The sequence below is a fragment of the Stenotrophomonas sp. SKA14 genome (assembly GCF_000158575.1).
GTDB lineage: Bacteria > Pseudomonadota > Gammaproteobacteria > Xanthomonadales > Xanthomonadaceae > Stenotrophomonas > Stenotrophomonas forensis.
In genome coordinates, this window is sequence record NZ_DS999412.1 from 2,455,290 (window position 1) to 2,472,115 (window position 16,826).

General features: G+C 65.9%; 14 protein-coding genes. 10 read left to right on the forward strand and 4 right to left on the reverse strand.

Annotated features, from left to right (window positions below):
* The first annotated feature begins 68 nt into the window (after positions 1–68).
* The 3 genes from SSKA14_RS11220 to SSKA14_RS11230 all read left to right on the forward strand — a co-directional run bounded on the left by SSKA14_RS11220 (position 69) and on the right by SSKA14_RS11230 (position 3,920).
* Positions 69–1,424 carry an MFS transporter gene (locus SSKA14_RS11220; RefSeq protein WP_008265332.1) on the forward strand — a complete coding sequence of 452 codons (1,356 nt, stop codon included), beginning with the start codon at positions 69–71 and terminating at the stop codon, positions 1,422–1,424.
* Between the two features lie 2 nt (positions 1,425–1,426).
* Positions 1,427–1,810, forward strand: coding sequence for a DUF4440 domain-containing protein (locus SSKA14_RS11225; RefSeq protein WP_008265212.1), 384 nt, complete (start codon positions 1,427–1,429; stop codon positions 1,808–1,810).
* 199 nt (positions 1,811–2,009) lie between these two features.
* On the forward strand, positions 2,010–3,920 hold the full coding sequence (locus tag SSKA14_RS11230; RefSeq protein WP_008266754.1) for a CocE/NonD family hydrolase: 1,911 nt from the start codon (positions 2,010–2,012) through the stop codon (positions 3,918–3,920).
* A gap of 449 nt (positions 3,921–4,369) precedes the next feature.
* Here SSKA14_RS11230 and SSKA14_RS11235 read toward each other — a convergent pair whose 3' ends face one another.
* Positions 4,370–5,323: an AraC family transcriptional regulator gene (locus tag SSKA14_RS11235; protein WP_008266239.1), complete on the reverse strand. Its 954-nt coding sequence runs from the start codon at positions 5,321–5,323 to the stop codon at positions 4,370–4,372.
* A gap of 446 nt (positions 5,324–5,769) precedes the next feature.
* Between SSKA14_RS11235 and SSKA14_RS11240 the strand changes: the two genes are divergently transcribed.
* From SSKA14_RS11240 to SSKA14_RS11270, 7 genes are all read left to right on the forward strand, one after another.
* A complete protein-coding gene (locus SSKA14_RS11240; protein WP_040007489.1) occupies positions 5,770–6,528 on the forward strand; it encodes an SDR family NAD(P)-dependent oxidoreductase in 759 nt (252 codons plus the stop codon).
* Positions 6,529–6,650: 122 nt separating this feature from the next.
* The gene (locus SSKA14_RS11245) at positions 6,651–7,103 is read left to right on the forward strand and encodes an MgtC/SapB family protein (protein ID WP_008265586.1); all 453 of its coding nucleotides are present in this window, start codon (positions 6,651–6,653) and stop codon (positions 7,101–7,103) included.
* 224 nt (positions 7,104–7,327) lie between these two features.
* On the forward strand, positions 7,328–8,986 hold the full coding sequence (lldP, locus tag SSKA14_RS11250; RefSeq protein WP_008266436.1) for an L-lactate permease: 1,659 nt from the start codon (positions 7,328–7,330) through the stop codon (positions 8,984–8,986).
* Between the two features lie 53 nt (positions 8,987–9,039).
* On the forward strand, positions 9,040–9,804 hold the full coding sequence (gene lldR / locus SSKA14_RS11255; RefSeq protein ID WP_008264563.1) for a transcriptional regulator LldR: 765 nt from the start codon (positions 9,040–9,042) through the stop codon (positions 9,802–9,804).
* A gap of 4 nt (positions 9,805–9,808) precedes the next feature.
* Positions 9,809–10,948 (forward strand): FMN-dependent L-lactate dehydrogenase LldD, encoded by a 1,140-nt coding sequence (lldD, locus tag SSKA14_RS11260; RefSeq protein WP_008264550.1) that lies wholly within the window; start codon positions 9,809–9,811, stop codon positions 10,946–10,948.
* Complete coding sequence (gene dld / locus SSKA14_RS11265) at positions 10,945–12,645, forward strand: D-lactate dehydrogenase (RefSeq protein WP_008266294.1); 1,701 nt, start codon at positions 10,945–10,947, stop codon at positions 12,643–12,645. Before lldD ends, dld begins: the two co-directional genes overlap by 4 nt.
* Before the next feature lie 125 nt (positions 12,646–12,770).
* Complete coding sequence (locus tag SSKA14_RS11270; RefSeq protein ID WP_008266055.1) at positions 12,771–13,640, forward strand: hypothetical protein; 870 nt, start codon at positions 12,771–12,773, stop codon at positions 13,638–13,640.
* Between the two features lie 98 nt (positions 13,641–13,738).
* On the opposite strand, the gene SSKA14_RS11275 is transcribed toward SSKA14_RS11270, so the two are convergent.
* The 3 genes from SSKA14_RS11275 to SSKA14_RS11285 all read right to left on the reverse strand — a co-directional run bounded on the left by SSKA14_RS11275 (position 13,739) and on the right by SSKA14_RS11285 (position 16,822).
* Positions 13,739–14,035 (reverse strand): I78 family peptidase inhibitor, encoded by a 297-nt coding sequence (locus tag SSKA14_RS11275; protein WP_040009575.1) that lies wholly within the window; start codon positions 14,033–14,035, stop codon positions 13,739–13,741.
* Between the two features lie 421 nt (positions 14,036–14,456).
* Positions 14,457–15,023, reverse strand: a complete 567-nt coding sequence (locus SSKA14_RS11280; protein WP_040007493.1) for a hypothetical protein — start codon at positions 15,021–15,023, stop codon at positions 14,457–14,459.
* A 2-nt stretch (positions 15,024–15,025) separates the two neighbouring features.
* Positions 15,026–16,822 (reverse strand): peptidoglycan-binding protein, encoded by a 1,797-nt coding sequence (locus tag SSKA14_RS11285; protein ID WP_040007495.1) that lies wholly within the window; start codon positions 16,820–16,822, stop codon positions 15,026–15,028.
* Positions 16,823–16,826: the final 4 nt, after the last annotated feature.

Here is a 16,826-nt window from a genome sequence, read left to right on the forward strand (position 1 = left end):
GCTGTCGTCGTGTTTTTCCAACAACGCCTGCCGGGCATGCTGGCCGCTTCCCTGCTGGAGCGCCGTCGATGCCGTCCCCCCGCCTGCGCCATGAGGCGATCTTCCTGTTGGTGTTCGCCCTGGACCTGGTCAACATGTTCATTGCCACGGTGGCCTATCCGGCATTGGCGGCCGAGCTGCATGCCGACGTCGGTACCCTGGCCTGGGTCGGCACTGCCTACATGCTGGGCCTGAGCGTGGTGATCCCGTTGGCGCCATGGCTGGCCGCACGCTGTGGCGAGCGCCGCCTGCTGCTGGTGGCACTGCTGCTGTTCGCGATCGCCGCTGCGCTGGCTGGAGCCGCGCCGGGCATCGGTTGGCTGCTGGGGTGGCGTCTGCTGCAGGGGCTGGCCGGTGGCCTGCTGATTCCGGTGGCACAGGCGGCAGCGTACCGGCAGTGCACGCCCGACCAACGTGGCGCGCTGACCCGGCGCATCCTGCTGGTGGCGTTGCTGGTGCCGGCACTGGCGCCGGCGCTGGGCGGGCTGCTGGTGCAGTGGCTGTCCTGGCGCGGTGTGCTCTGGGCCAGCCTGCCGCTGGCAGTCATGGCGATTGGGCTGGTGCTGGCGTGGATGCCGGCCGACGTCCGTCGTACTGCGCCGCGCCTGCAGGCCCATGCGCTGTCCACCGCGATGACGGCGCTGGCGGCGCTGCTGCTGGCGTTGACCTGGCTGGGCGAACCCGGTCATCGTCTTGCCGGCAGCGGCTTGCTGATGGTCGCGGTGGTGCTTGCCGTCGTCCACCTGCGGCATGCACGTCGGCAGCCGCAGCCCCTGCTGCGCTGGTCGCTGCTGTCGCATCGCGGCCTGCGCCTGGCGATGCTGGTATATCTGGCGGTGCCGGGCGTGTTCATCGGCAGCCAGCTGGTCAGCACCCTGCAACTGCACCAGGCCGGTTACAGCGCCGCACGCATCGGCGCGCTGATGCTGCCGTGGGCGCTGGCCTCGGCCATTGCGATCACCGCCAGCAAGCGCTTGCTGGCCCGCTTCGGACCGGCCGCAGTGCTGCGTGCCGGCATGTTCCTGCAGGCCAGTGGCCTGCTGGCGATGGCGCTGTCGCCACAACCGGCGTTTGCGCTGGCCGGGCTGCTGTTCGCGCTGATGGGTGCTGGCGGCAGCCTGTGCAGCAGCACCGCGCAGACACTGGCCTTCCATGGGGTCGAGGGCGAAGCGCTGGGCGATGCCAGTGCGCTCTGGAATCTCAACCGCCAGCTCAGCTTCTGCCTGGGTACCGCCGCGCTCGCGCTGCTGCTGGCACTGGCCATGCAGTGGCTGCCGGTCCGCGCCACTGGCGTGGCGCTGGGCCTGGCCGCCGTACTGACCCTGCTGCCGATGCTGCTGTTGCGTCGGCCGAAGCAGCTTCTTCTTCCACACTCCGGGAATTGATGATGGATACCACCGCAGAACATGAAATCCACCACCTGCACGACAAACTGCAGGCCTGGTTCCGTGCCGAGGCCGGCATCGACGCACTGGATGATCTGATGGCGCATTTCTGCGCGGACTTCAGCATGGTCGGTATCGCCGGCCGTCGGCTGGACCGGCATGCCGTGCAGGCATTGTTCGCGGGTGCCCATGGCGCACGGGCAGGGCTGAAGATTTCCATCGAAGCCGTGCAGGCGGTGGAGGCGCCTTCACCGCTGGCGGTGCTGCGCTATCGCGAAGGGCATTCGATCGATGGCGGCGCACCCGCATGGCGGGAGTCGCTGGCGGTACTGCGGCAGGAGCAGGGGCGCTGGTGCTGGCTGGCGCTGCATGAGGTGGCCGCCTGATCGGTAGTGCCGGCCGCTGGCCGGCAACCGCGTACCGGCCCCAGGATCATGACCTTGCCGGCCAGCGGCCGGCACTATCGGGCGACGGCACATGTGCCATCAGTCCTGCCCGTATCCACCGCAGAATGCAAAGCCCGCCCACACTTCACGGCACATGGCAGGAGTAGGCTTGAGGCTTTCCTGCCGGAAGGGGTTGTCCATGCGTGTGCAAGCCGTTGCTGTAGCCATCGCCCTTTGCCTGTCCAGCAGCGTGCTGGCTGCCGATACCCCGCCGATGACCCCGGACATCAGCGGCAAGCCCTTCGTGGCGCCGGATGTCGGCCGCGACTACGACAAGCGCGTGGTGATGGTGCCGATGCGCGATGGCACCAAGCTGTACACGGTGATCGTGGTGCCCAAGGGTGCCCACAACGCGCCGATCCTGCTGACCCGCACGCCCTACGATGCCGCTGGCCGCGCCAACCGCAGCGATTCGCCGCGCATGCGCGACCTGCTGCCGCAGGGCGACGAGGTGTTCGTCGATGGCGGCTACATCCGCGTGTTCCAGGACATCCGTGGCAAGTACGGCTCCGAGGGGGATTACGTGATGACCCGGCCGCTGCGCGGGCCATTGAACAACACCAAGGTCGATCATTCCACCGACGCCTGGGACACCATCGACTGGCTGGTGAAGCACGTGCCGGAGAGCAACGGCAAGGTCGGCATGCTCGGTTCGTCGTATGAAGGCTTCACCGTGGTGATGGCGCTGACCGACCCGCACCCGGCGCTGAAGGTGGCCGCGCCGCAGAGCCCGATGGTGGATGGCTGGATGGGTGACGACTGGCTCAACTACGGCGCGTTCCGCCAGGTCAACTTCAACTACTTTGCGATGCAGACCGAGAAGCGCGGCAAGGGTACGCCGCTGCCCAGCCTCGGTTACGACGACTACAGCACTTTCCTGCGCATCGGTTCGGCCGGTGACTACGCGCGTTTCACCGGCGTGGACCAGCTGACCTGGTGGAAGAAGCTGGTCGAGCACCCGGCCTATGACGCCTTCTGGCAGGGCCAGGCGCTGGACGCGGTGATGGCCAGGACGCCGTTGAAGGTGCCCACCATGTGGCTGCAGGGCCTGTGGGACCAGGAAGACATGTGGGGCGCCAACCACGCCTACCAGGCGATGGAAGAACGCGACAGTGGCAACAACCGCAATTACCTGGTGATGGGCCCATGGCGGCACAGCCAGGTGAACTACAGCGGCAGCGAACTGGGCGCGCTGAAGTTCGATGGCGATACCGCGCTGCAGTTCCGCCGTGATGTGCTCAAGCCGTTCTTCGACCAGTATCTGGTGGACGGTGCAGCGAAGGCCGACACGCCGCCGGTGTTGATCTACAACACCGGCGAAAACCACTGGGACCGCTTGAAGGGCTGGCCGCGCAGCTGCGACAAGGGCTGTGCCGCCAGCAGCAAGCCGATGTACCTGCGCGCCGGCGGCAAGCTGGCGTTCCAGGCGCCGGCGGCAGGCGAGGGCGACTTCGAGGAATACGTGTCCGATCCGGCCAAGCCGGTGCCGTTCGTGCCGCGACCGGTGCGTTTCGGAGACCGTGACATGTGGACCACCTGGCTGGTCAAGGACCAGCGCTTCGTCGATGGCCGCCCGGACGTGCTGACCTTCATCACCGAACCGCTGACCGCGCCGCTGCGCATCGGCGGCGCGCCGGTGGTGCACCTGCAGGCATCGACCAGTGGCACCGACAGCGACTGGGTGGTGAAGCTGATCGACGTGTATCCGGACCAGGAAGCGTCGACGCCGGAGATGGGCGGCTATGAGCTGCCGGTATCGCTGGCGATCTTCCGCGGCCGTTACCGTGAGGGCTTCAGCGATCCGAAGCCGCTGGCCGCCAACCAGGTGCTGCCGTACCGATTCGATCTGCCCAACGCCAACCACACGTTCCAGAAGGGGCACCGGGTGATGGTGCAGGTGCAGTCCAGCCTGTTCCCGCTGTACGACCGCAACCCGCAGACCTACGTGCCGAACATCTACCTGGCAAAGCCGGGCGACTACCAGAAGGCCACGCAGCGGGTCTGGCACAGCGCCGCGCAGGCCAGCTACATCGATCTGCCGGTGTACTGAGGTTGATGAGGTACGCCGGGCACGCGATGCCCGGCGGCCGCGGTAGTGCCGGCCGCTGGCCGGCGTCGACGCTGATGCCAAAGCGTGTCGACCAAGGTCGACACCTACCAACACGGGGCCATGGCGCATTGGCCGTGGTCGCATGATGGCGGTAGTGCCGGCCGCTGGCCGGCATCGACGCTGATGCCAAAGCGTGTCGACCAAGGTCGACACCTACCAAAGCGGAGCCATGGCGCGTGGGTCGTGGTCGCATGATGCGGGTAGTGCCGGCCGATGGCCGGCATCTACGCTGATGCCAAAGCGTGTCGACCAAGGTCGACACCTACCAACGCGGGGCCATGGCGCGTTGGTCGTGGTCGCATGATGGCGGTAGTGCCGGCCGCTGGCCGGCATCTACGCTGATGCCAAAGCGTGTCGACCATGGTCGACACCTACCGAGGCAGAAGCTGCTACCCGACCTTTGACGGGCCGGTACGCCAGCGGCTGGGTACCAGACCGAAGCGCTTGCGGAATGCGGCGGCGAAGTTGCTGGGATGGCGATAGCCACTGGCGGCCGCAGCCTGCTCGACGGTCCAGCCGTCTTCGCGCAGGCCCTGTTCGGCGTGGCGCATGCGCTGCTCGTGCAGGTAGTCGAACACCGAGCAGCCGTACTGCTGGGCGAAATGGCGGCGCAGCGAGCTCGGGCTCATGCAGGCCAGCTGCGCCAGTTCAAGCAGGCTGTGGGCGTGGCTGGGATCATCGTGCAGGTAGGCGCGCACACGCTCCAGGCGCTCGCGCTGTCCCGCGCGCAGCGTGCGCACGTGGTCGGTCTGTAGATCCTCGGCCTGGAGGCCGACGGCCAGCAGCTGCAGGGCCACGCCCTCGCGCCACAGCGCATCGATGCCGTCCTGCCAGGGACTGTCGAACAGCTGGCCCAGCACCGGCAGCAGGGTGTGCGGAATCGCCCAGTGGCGGCACTCCAGGTGGGTGTTGAGCGCAGTCTGCAGTTGTGGCAGCTGGAACAGGTCTGGATCGATCTCGGCCGGCACCATCACGCTGACGCCGCGCATGCGCGTCTCGCCCGGATGTGCGCCGGTCATCTCGACCTGCTCGCGATGGTGCGCGGTCATCGCGGTGCCGGCACGCAGAGTGAAGCCCGCGCGTCGTGGCATGCGGACGTCGACCTGGCCCTGCAGCATCACGCGGATGGCCAGCCCCGGGCTCTGCTGGGCGGTGGCCACGTACGGGAAACGATTATGCACGTCGGACGCGATCAGGCTCATGCCGCCGCGCAGGAACTGCTCGTTGACCTCGCCGTGGCCGGCCCACTGGTCGTCGCGCAGGTGTTCCGGATCGGCGCGGTAATCAAAGCCGTGGCGGTGGCCGACGCGGCGGTAATCGGCAAAAGTGAAGTATCGGGACATTGCTCGGCACGTACGCAGGAGGTGGACGCTGGCAGTGCCTGGCCCATGCGCTCTGCGATGCAGATGCACGTCCGGTCGTGGCCTGTGCAGACCCGCTGCGATGCGGTGGCGACGGCATGCCGGATGGCTGGGGAAACGCCAGATTGGAATTCGTGTGTCGAAGAAACTGGAAACGTTTCCTATTGTCGCGCTGATTCATCTGCATTTGATTTCGAGATGGTCAAAACGATTGATCAATACGGCCAAGTTGGTTGTTGCACAGAACATACGGCGGCGTTTTGCATGCAAATCCATACGCAGATCCATACATCAACTTGAGTTGAGGTTTTATGGGTGGAACGATCGTTCGTGGACGCACTGTCTGCCGGGTCATCACAGGCAACGTCGTAGCGTGAGGGTTCAACAGCGGCCAGCCGCATCGATACCCCCACAGATGGAGAATGCAGATGATTGATTACCAGCTCACCGGCAAGACCGCGATCGTGACCGGAGGTGTATCCGGCATCGGTCTGGCAGTCGCACAGACCCTGGCTGCGTCCGGTGCGCGTATTTCAGTCTGGGATCTGAAACAGGACGCGGTGGATGCGACGGTGGCGCAACTGCAGGGCAGCGGTACGCAGGCGATCGGCATTGCGCTGGACGTGACCGATGATGCTGCCGTCGAGGCGGCCGTGCAGCGCACGGTGAAGGAACTGGGCGGCCTGCATGTGGCGGTCAACAACGCCGGTATCGGTGGACCGGCCGCCAGCAGCGGTGACTATCCGATCGATGGCTGGCAGCGCGTGATCGATGTCAACCTGACCAGCGTATTCCTGTGCCAGCGTGCGCAGATCCAGGCGATGCGTACAGCGGGTACCGGTGGCAGCATCATCAACATGGCGTCGATCCTGGGCCAGGTGGGCTATGCCGGTTCCACCGCGTATGTCGCGGCCAAGCACGGCGTGGTCGGGCTGACCCAGACCGCCGCCTGGGAACATGCGGGCGACGGTATCCGTGTCAATGCGGTCGGTCCGGGGTTCATCAGCACGCCGCTGCTGGAGAAGATGGACCCGAAGGTGCGCGCCACGCTGGAAGCACGGCACGCGCTGAAGCGGCTGGGCACGGCCGAGGAAGTCGCGGCGCTGGTAGCCTGGCTGGCCAGCGACGATGCCTCGTTCGCGACCGGCACCTATTACGCCATCGACGGTGGCTACCTGGCGCAATGATGGATTGATCGCCGATGGCGCCGGGCGCGGCCTGGCGCCACCGGGTGAACGAGCCGTGGTGCTGCCTTCACCCCCGTCCCACGCTGTGCACGCAACGCTGCCGGAAACACCCGGAGGCGGCGATGGAACTCACCCAGGATGTCTCGATCCTGCTGCGCGTGGGCGCGGCAATGCTGTTTGGTGGCGTGCTCGGCGTCGAGCGCGAAATGGGCAAGCATGCCGCGGGCCTGCGCACGCACATGCTGATTGCTGGCGCCGCTGCGCTGATCGTCGGCCTCGGTGATTCGGTGGCCGAGCATTTCCAGCAGGAGCGCTACCGCGATCTGCTGCAGGTTGATCCGGTGCGACTGATTGAAGCGGTGGTGGCCTGCGTCGGTTTCGTTGCGGCCGGCACCATCCTGCGCGGTTCGCGCGAGGACCAGGTCAGCGGATTGACCACTGCCAGTTCACTGATCATGGCCGCCGCCATCGGCATTGCCGTGGGGATCGGCAAGTATGTGATCGCGATCGGGGTCAGCGTGCTGTGCGTGCTGGTGCTGGCGGTGATGCGGCGGTTGGAGAGGCGGATTTCGTAGGGAATACGGGGTTGCCGGTCAGCGGGCGGCACTACCACAGTCATTCATAATGGTATGACCAATATGGCGACTAGCCCTATGGTCTAATAGGCTCTCCGCCGGGATGGCGGTTAAATCCGCTGCACGTGGCCTGATCGAAATTATTATTGGTAAGACCAATAATCGACAGCCTCGGCGACCCACCGCTTGCGGTGGAGCACATCCCGCCCCAGTCGAGAGCCTTCATGCAGCCCTGGCAACACCTGTACGACCCCGCCGGCAACCTGTGGTTGTCCAGCCTGATCGCGCTGCTGCCGATCGCGTTCTTCTTCATCGCCCTGGCCGTATTGCGGATGAAGGGCTGGCTCGCCGGCACGATCACCGTGGCCATCGCGCTGGGCGTGGCGCTGCTGTTCTATCGCATGCCGCTGACCCAGGCGTTGGGCGCAGCCGGCTTCGGCTTCGTCTACGGCCTGTGGCCTATCGCCTGGATCATCATCGGCGCGGTGTTCCTGTACAAAGTCTCGGTCAAGACCGGGCAGTTCGACATCATCCGTGCCTCGATCCTGTCGGTCACCGAGGACCAGCGCCTGCAGATGCTGATGGTCGGCTTCGCCTTCGGCGCCTTCCTGGAAGGTGCGGCCGGCTTCGGCGCGCCGGTGGCGATCACCGCGGCGCTGCTGGTCGGGCTGGGCTTCAAGCCGCTGTATGCCGCCGGCCTGTGCCTGATCGTCAACACTGCGCCAGTGGCATTCGGTGCGATGGGGATTCCGATCATCGTGGCCGGGCAGGTCACCGGCCTGGATGCCTTCGAGATCGGCCAGATGGCCGGGCGCCAGCTGCCGTTCCTTACGATCATCGTGCTGTTCTGGATCATGGCGATCATGGATGGCTGGCGCGGCATCAGGGAAACCTGGCCCGCAGTGCTGGTGGCCGGGGGCTCGTTCGCCATCGCGCAGTACCTGACCTCCAACTTCATTGGCCCGGAACTGCCGGACATCACCGCCTCGCTGGCATCGCTGGTGTGCCTGACCCTGTTCCTGCGTCGCTGGAAGCCGGTGCGGATCTTCCGCTTCGATACCGAAACCAGCGCCGAGGCGGCCGCACAGGCGCTGGAGGCACCGCGCTACAGCGTCGGCCAGATCGCCAAAGCCTGGTCGCCGTTCCTGATCCTCACCGCGATGGTTACGCTGTGGAGCATCAAACCGTTCAAGTCGCTGTTCGCGGCGGGCGGCCCGCTGGAGAACTGGGTGTTGAAGATCCCGGTGCCGGGCCTGGACCAGATGGTGCAGAAGATGCCACCGATCGTGGACGCGCCGCTCAGCTACGAGGCGATCTACAAGTTCGACTGGTTCTCGGCCACCGGTACCTCGATCATCCTCGCTGCGGTGATCGCCATCATCGCGCTGCGCATGCCGGCCCGTTCGGCGCTGCAGACCTTCGGTGAGACAGTGCGTGAGCTGCGCATGCCGATCTACTCGATCGGCATGGTGCTGGCCTTCGCCTTCATCGCCAACTACTCGGGCCTGTCGGCCACGCTGGCCCTGGCCCTGGCACACACCGGTGATGCGTTCCCGTTCTTCTCGCCGTTCCTTGGCTGGCTGGGGGTGTTCCTGACCGGCTCGGACACTTCGTCCAATGCCTTGTTCTCGGCACTGCAGGCCACCACCGCACAGCAGATCGGCGTGTCCGAGGTGCTGCTGGTGGCGGCCAACACCACCGGTGGCGTGACCGGCAAGATGATCTCGCCGCAGTCGATCGCCATTGCCTGTGCCGCGGTCGGCCTGGCCGGCAAGGAATCGGACCTGTTCCGTTTCACGGTCAAGCACAGCCTGATCTTCACCACGATGGTCGGCCTGATCACCCTGGCCCAGGCCTACTGGCTGACCTGGATGATTCCCTGAGCCATGCACGGTCGGCCGACCACCCGCTGCGCGCTTCGGGCCACAATGGCGCCATGAGCACGCAACGCATTTCGGACAAGGTGGCCGCGCAGCTGCGCGGCCTGGTGCAGGAACAGCGGCTGCAGCCGGGTGACCGGCTGCCGGCCGAGCGCGCCCTGGCGGTGCAGCTGGGTGTCTCGCGTACTGCATTGCGCGAGGCCATCGCACAGTTGGCCAGCCAGGGCCTGTTGACGGCGCGGGTCGGTGGCGGCACCTATGTGGCCGAACCGGCGGCGCGGGCGCGGCAGGCACTGGATGAACCGCTGGCACCGTACCTGCCGCTGTTCCAGGGTGACCCGGAATACCGCTTCGACGTGCTGGAGATCCGCCACGCACTGGAAGGTGCCACCGCCTGGCACGCCGCGCTGCGCGCCACTGACGAGGACCGCACGCGCATCGCGCAGGCGTTCCAGACCATGATGGATGCGCACGGCAAGGACGATCCCACCGGCGAAGCGGAGGCCGACGCGGCGTTCCACCTGTCCATCGCCGAGGCCTCGCACAACCTGGTGCTGCTGCAGGTGATGCGCGGCCTGTTCGAACTGCTGCAGACCAACATCTCGCAGAGCCGCGAGAAGCTCTACACCTCGGCGAGAACCTTCTCGCCACTGTCCGACCAGCACCGCGAGATGATGGACGCGGTCCTGGCCGGCGATCCCGAACGCGCGCGCGCCGCCGCGCATGCCCACCTCGAGTTCGTGCACACCACGCTGCGCACGCTTGATGACAACGAAGCCCGGCGTGCGCGGGCCTCGCGTCTACCTTCCCCACACGGTTGACCCCATGATCATCTCCGCCTCCACCGATTACCGTGCCGCAGCGCAACGCCGGCTGCCGCCGTTCCTGTTCCACTACATCGATGGTGGCGCGTATGCCGAGCACACGCTGAAGCGCAACGTTTCCGACCTGTCCGACATCGCGCTGCGCCAGCGCATCCTGCGCAACATGTCCGACCTGAGCCTGGAAACCGAACTGTTCGGCGAAAAACTGGCGATGCCGGTGGCGCTGGCGCCGGTTGGCCTGACCGGCATGTATGCCCGGCGCGGCGAAGTGCAGGCGGCGCGCGCGGCAGACAGCCGCGGCATCCCGTTCACCCTGTCCACCGTGTCGGTGTGCCCGATCGAGGAAGTGGCGCCGGCCATCCAGCGGCCGATGTGGTTCCAGCTGTATGTGCTGCGCGACCGCGGTTTCATGCGCAACGCGCTGGAGCGCGCGCAGGCTGCAGGCGTGACCACCCTGGTGTTCACCGTGGACATGCCGGTACCGGGCGCGCGCTACCGTGACGCGCACTCCGGCATGAGCGGACCGAACGCCTCGCTGCGCCGTATCGGCCAGGCCATCACCCATCCGCACTGGGCCTGGGACGTCGGCCTGCTGGGTCGCCCGCACGATCTCGGCAACATCTCCACGTATCGCGGCAACCCGACCGGGCTGGAGGACTACATCGGCTGGCTCGGCAGCAATTTCGATCCGTCCATTTCCTGGAAGGACCTGGAGTGGATCCGCGAGTTCTGGAAGGGCCCGATGCTGATCAAGGGCATCCTTGATCCGGATGATGCACGTGATGCGGTGAAGTTCGGCGCCGATGGCATCGTGGTCTCCAACCACGGTGGCCGCCAGCTGGACGGCGTGCTGTCCACCGCACGCGCACTGCCGGCCATTGCCGATGCGGTGCAGGGCGACCTGAAGATCCTCGCCGATTCCGGCATCCGCACCGGCCTGGACGTGGTGCGCATGCTGGCGCTGGGTGCGGACACCGTGCTGCTGGGCCGTGCCTTCGTCTATGCACTGGCTGCGCAGGGCGAAGCCGGGGTGGCCAACCTGCTGGACCTGATCGCCAAGGAGATGCGCGTGGCGATGACACTGACCGGTGCGCGCCGTATCGCCGACATCGGCCGCGACTCGCTGGTCAGCCTGCCGTGAGTGGCCACGATGCCGTGCTGGCGCAGTTGCGCGATGCGGTCGGCAGCCGGCATGTACTGACCGGTGACAAGGCCACGCGCCGCTTCCGCCGCGGATACCGTTTCGGCGACGGCCCGGTGCTGGCGGTGGTGCGGCCGGGCACGTTGCTGGAACTGTGGCACGTGCTGCAGGCGGCGGTGCAGGGCGGGGCGGCGATCATCCTGCAGGCGGCCAACACCGGCCTGACCGGCGGCTCGACCCCGGATGGCGACGATTATGGGCGTCCGATCGTGCTGGTCAGCACGCTGCGCCTGACCGGCATCCAGCTGTTGAACGGCGGCCGGCAGGTGCTGTGCCTGCCCGGCGCGACGCTGGATCGGCTGGAACAGACGCTGGCGCCGCTCGGCCGCGAGCCACATTCGGTGATCGGCTCGTCGTGCATCGGCGCGTCGGTGCTGGGCGGCATCTGCAACAACTCCGGCGGCGCGCTGGTGCGTCGCGGCCCGGCCTATACCGAACTGGCTCTGTATGCGCAGGTCGATGCACAGGGCCAGCTGCAGCTGGTCAACCATCTGGGCATCACATTGGGCGATACGCCTGAGCAGATTCTGCAGCGCCTGCAGGCCGGTGACTATACGGCCGCCGACGTCGGCGATGGCGATGGTCGCGCCGCGTCCGATCCGCGCTATGCCGAGGAAGTGCGCCGGGTCGATGCCGATACCCCGGCGCGCTTCAATGCCGACCCCAGTCGCCACTTCGAGGCCGCAGGATCTGCCGGCAAGCTGGCGGTGTTTGCGGTGCGCCTGGATAGCTTCGAGAAGGAGGCCGCCGAAGTCTTCTACATCGGCAGCAACCGCACCGACAGCCTCAGCGCGATCCGGCGCCAGCTGCTGACCGGCTTCGAGCGCCTGCCGATTGCCGGTGAGTACATCCACCGCGACGCCTATGACATCGGTGAGCGCTACGGCAAGGACAGCTTCCTGCTGATCGACCGTCTCGGCACTGCCCGCGTGCCGGCTGCCTTCGCGCTGAAGAGCCGTGTCGATGGCTGGTTCGAGCGGCTGGGCCTGCGCGGGGTCACCGACCGGGTGATGCAGGTGCTGACCGGCCTGCTGCCCTCGCACCTGCCACAGCGCATGGGCGAGTTCCGCCAGCGCTATGAACATCATCTGCTGCTGAAGGTGTCCGCGCAGGACGCTGCGCAGACCGAGGCTTGGTTGCGCGACTTCTTCGCAGGCCATGAAGGCGGCTATTTCCACTGCACGGCGGAGGAGGGCCGCAAGGCGTTCCTGCATCGCTTCGCGGTGGCCGGTGCCGCGGTGCGCTACCGCGAGGTGCACCGCGAGCAGGTGCAGGACATCGTGGCGCTGGACATCGCCCTGCGCCGTGATGACGCCGACTGGTTCGAGCAGTTGCCCGCCGATATCGATGACCGCCTGCTGCACAAGCTGTACTACGGTCATTTCCTGTGCCACGTGTTCCACCAGGACTACATCGCGCGCAAGGGTGAAGACCCGATGGCGATCGAGCATGCGATGTGGGCGCTGCTGGACCAGCGCGGCGCCGAGTACCCGGCCGAGCACAACGTCGGCCACCTGTACCCGGCCAAGCCGGCGCTGGCCGGGTTCTACAAGCAGCTGGACCCGAGCAATACCTTCAACCCTGGCATCGGCCAGACGTCGAAGGCGAAGGGGTGGGGTGGTTGCGATTGCGGCTAGACAACCGATCCAGGTAGCGTCGAGCTTGCTCGACGGCCTCTTTTGCCGGATTACATGCAGTCGAGCAAGTGCGACTCTACGGGGTAGCCGTTACCATCGGGGTTCCACACGCAGGAGCCACCCCGATGCCCATCACCGTAGCGCGCAGCGTGTTGTGTACCGCATGGCTGGCCACGCCGCTTCTGGCGCTGGCCCAGGGCTCGATCCTGCCGCAGCAGCGAGATGCGGCAGGCAACGTGATGGAGCCGCTGGGACAGGTGCTGGACGCGGCAGGGGTGCGTCATTGCACCGCCGATGGCGCATGGTGCGTGCGCGTGCAGCCGGTGGCCAACGATGGCGATCGGCCCACAACACTGGAGGTGTCGGAGCGGGGAGCCGCGAAGGGCGACCCGCATGTCTACCACGTCAGCATCGACGTGCCGCAGGAAAGCGAACTGAAGCTGTGGCCATGGATCGTGCGCCTGGCCCCCGGTGTGGGTAGCGATGCGATGGTGACCGACGCGCAGCAGCGCGCCCGCCAGAACGTACTGGTAGGGGGCATCGTCTCCTTCAGCAGCATGTATTCCGGCGGCGGTGCCGATGCGTCCACGCTGCAGTTGGCACGCGTGCGCCACCTGCAGGACGACATCCAGGTGGATGACGATGTACTGACCGTTCCGTGGCAGGGCAATGCGTCGATCCGGGCCTGTTTCAGCGAACAGGATGCGAGGCAACGGGCCGGGGCCTTCCATGATGAGTACAGTTTCTCGGCGAAACTGGGACTGGACCCGGTCGCGCAGGCCATGCCGGTGCTGCGCTACCAGACCGTGGCCACACGATTCCCTGCCGGCGCCTCGCGCTTCGAGGATTCACTGGCCAAGGGCCCGCTGAAGAAGAAAGACCTGCGCACCGAGCAGGACCCGGCGTGCAGTTACACACGTCTGTTCCGCTTCAGCGAAGGCATGTTCCATCCGGACCAGGCGCTGCCGGATTGCGCAGGCTATACCGAACCCTGAGCCCGGTAGAGCCGAGCCTGCGCTCGGCTGGCTTTCCGTGCAGCCTGAGCGGAGAGCAGTCGAGCATGGCTCGACTCTACAGAAGCCCGTGGCAGGGTTTACTCGCAGCGTGCGGCCGTGATGATGTTGTCCTTGTCCATGTAGACCCGCAGGCGGTCCGGGCGGATGTCCTTGGTGGTGATGGTGCTCGGGCCGATCGGATTGACCAGCCCGGCGCCGCTCTCACGCGACAGCCGACGCAGGTTTTCTTCGTTGCCTGGCTGGCCTACCGCCCAGCCCAGCTGACTGGCGTCGCAGCGGCCCGTTCCCTTTACTTCCGGACCGGGGGTGCTGACACAGGCCGACAGCAGCAGGGGCGCGGCAAGGGCGGCAACGGCGAGACGGGTGATGCTGATTCGGGTCATTGGAACGGCTCCAGGTGGGGCATGATGGCGCCACCATAGCACCGTGCCCATGGCGACGGCATGCGTTGGATCAAGCCGCAGGATTCATGGTAAGCAGGCGCTGTCGGGATCCAGGTATTCCGGCCCGCGAGAGCGGCCGTTAGCCCGCTCGAAGTGCAACGCAATCGTCTCCCGACTGTCCGGGCAGTCACGCGATGCCTCCAGCAGGCGCACACAGGTTCCATCCGCGCGCTCCGCGAGCGCCAATTCATAACCCAGGATTTCGCAGGTACCCCTGCGGATGCCTGTGCGCAACTTGACCGATCAGCTGTGACGGCAATTGCGGGGAGGGGTGTACACCGGGTTCTTTGTTTTCTGGCGTGGACAATGTCCCGCTTCCCGCTGCGTGCCGTGAGCACGCAGCGTACTTCGGTCAGTCGCCTTGAGCCTGGCAGGCCGCGGCCAGATTCAGGCCTGCAGGTCCACGATACCGTGCTGCCTTGCTATCGAAGGTCAGCCGGATCTTCTCGGTACGGACTGCACCACCGTGGCCCTGCGGGCAATTCCGCGTCGCTTCCAGTTCAGGCCACACGGCATGGGGCATGGCAGGTGCTGACAATGTCGTGAACTTTCCTTCCAGAAGACGGATGTAGGTTCCGTCCTTGCATTGGGCCAGGACCAGCTTGTCGGTCACGTCGATGTCGCCGTAACTGCTGCCGAAGTAGGTCAGGATGGCATCCTTCCGGCCATCCTTGTTCAGATCCGGTGTGTCGCTCAACGACGTTTTCCCTTGCTGACCGCTATAGGGGCAGCCTTCATCATCGCCGGGCGGGCAGGCGCTGACGTGCTTTCCTTCCAGAGGCAGCAGTTCGATCCGATCGTCAATGGACACTGCTGCGCAGGCGCGGTCCAGGACGTCGGCGACAGGCTGCTTGGCCGCGCAGGAGGTAGCCAGGCAAAGACCGGCCAGCAGCGGCGCGGCGCGAAGGACGTAAGGCATCGTCATATTCCCGTGGTATCGAAATGAAAGGAGCCGCGGCCATCGCGCAAGGCGCCCAACTCATTGTTGAGGGTGTAGTTGCGGCCGTTGCGCCCGGCATAGGTCGGCCAGTTGGCGAGGCGATCCTGCGTGTCGTTGACGGAAAGTGCGTCAGTGAGCAACTGCGCGGTGATCGCCTGCTCGTGTGCGTTGGTCCATTGCGCCGGTGCCGTCGACCAATTCAACTGGGCATGGCCGTTGATGGCACGGGTCAACGAATCCCTGACGCGGGCGCCGGTCACGTGGCCCGGACGGAAGATATGCCACCGAAGCAGGATCGCGACGGATTTCTCCGATGTGTAGATATCGCCCAGCGTGCCGTTGATATGGACGGCACCCACATTGACCGTGATAGGGGCTGAACGGATATCGCGGATACGGAAGCGCACCATATCCCACATCGCCTGCTGGAAGTTCGCGCAGGTGCGACCGATCATGGCCAAGCGATAGAACCAGTGCCAGGTCTTGAAATAGTTTGCTTCCAGGGTCGCCCGGTCGACCATGGGTAGCTGCGCCAGACCAGTGGCCGCCTGTGCAGGTTGCGTCTGTTCGTCGTGATGGCGGATCCAGCCCACGTACTTCCGGCCCGTACGGTCCCAGAGCGGCCCTGTGTTGACGCCTGCCCAGGCCGTCGCCGGATAAAGACCCAGATTCCCAAGATAGCGCTGGTAGTCGGCTTGATTGCGGTGCAGGAAGTAGGCCAGGAAGCCAGGCAGCTCGCCATTGTCGTAGCCGCCGGCAGGCATCAGGCCCATGGTCCAATGGCACGGGCCGAGAGAGACCAGAGCGTCATCGTAGGCATTGATGCTGTCGAACATGCCCATGCATTCCTGCTCGGCCGTGGCACGCACAACACGATAGGTGGACGCTGCGGCGCCGTTGGGTGTGGCGGCCAGGATTGCCGTGGTGGTCGCTGGACCGATCAAGCGTTCCGGCGTCATTTCCGCTTCGGCCCACGTATGGTTGGGCACTTCGCTCATCGGGCCGCCATAGGTCATGAACCGCGCGTAGCTGCCCAGCGACTGGTACTGATCATCACGGCGACCGTTGGGAAGCGTGTAGTGTCCGGTGAAGTCCCTGCTGAACATCCGGACGCGCGCGACCACCCGGTTGGAGGCATTGCGCACGGTGCCCTGCGTGATCTCGTCGAAGTTCCAGATGTTGATGCCATTGGTATACGGCGTAGTGCGCTGGTTGTTGCCGGTGGCAACCTGCCATGCCTCGATGACCACCGGGCAACGATAGTTGTTGCGCAACCAGTGTTCCATCGCTGTGCGCGTATTGGCGTTCATCACGCCGCTGATCGGGCCGGTGTAGCGCGATCCGTTGGCGACCCGGTCCAACGAGGCGACGTGATAGCTTTCCGGTGGATTGGAATTGGGGCGCAGTCCCAGTGCCATCACTTCCGGTGCGGTCAAGCCTGCCTGGGGTTGCCAGCCGTGCAGCCGTCCCTGGTTCAGTTGGGCGGCATTGGCCATGCTGGCATAGATCTGGAACTCTCGTACCGCCCACTCGGTGCCCCGGCCGAATCCGCCATCAGGTGTGCCGACGAACATGAAGCCCAGCGTGCGCAGGTCCTGCTGGAGCTGGCGTACGTGCTGCGGGATCGCCAGCGTCGCGCCGCCCTGGTTCTGCGGTGTCTGTGCGTTCGCAGGCGTGGGCGGGGGCGGGTTGTCGACGCCACCCCAGCGAGGCGGCCTGTTGTTCGCAGGCGTGCCATCGTGGTCGCCTCGTCGAAGATTGTGATTGCCGTAGATCATGCAT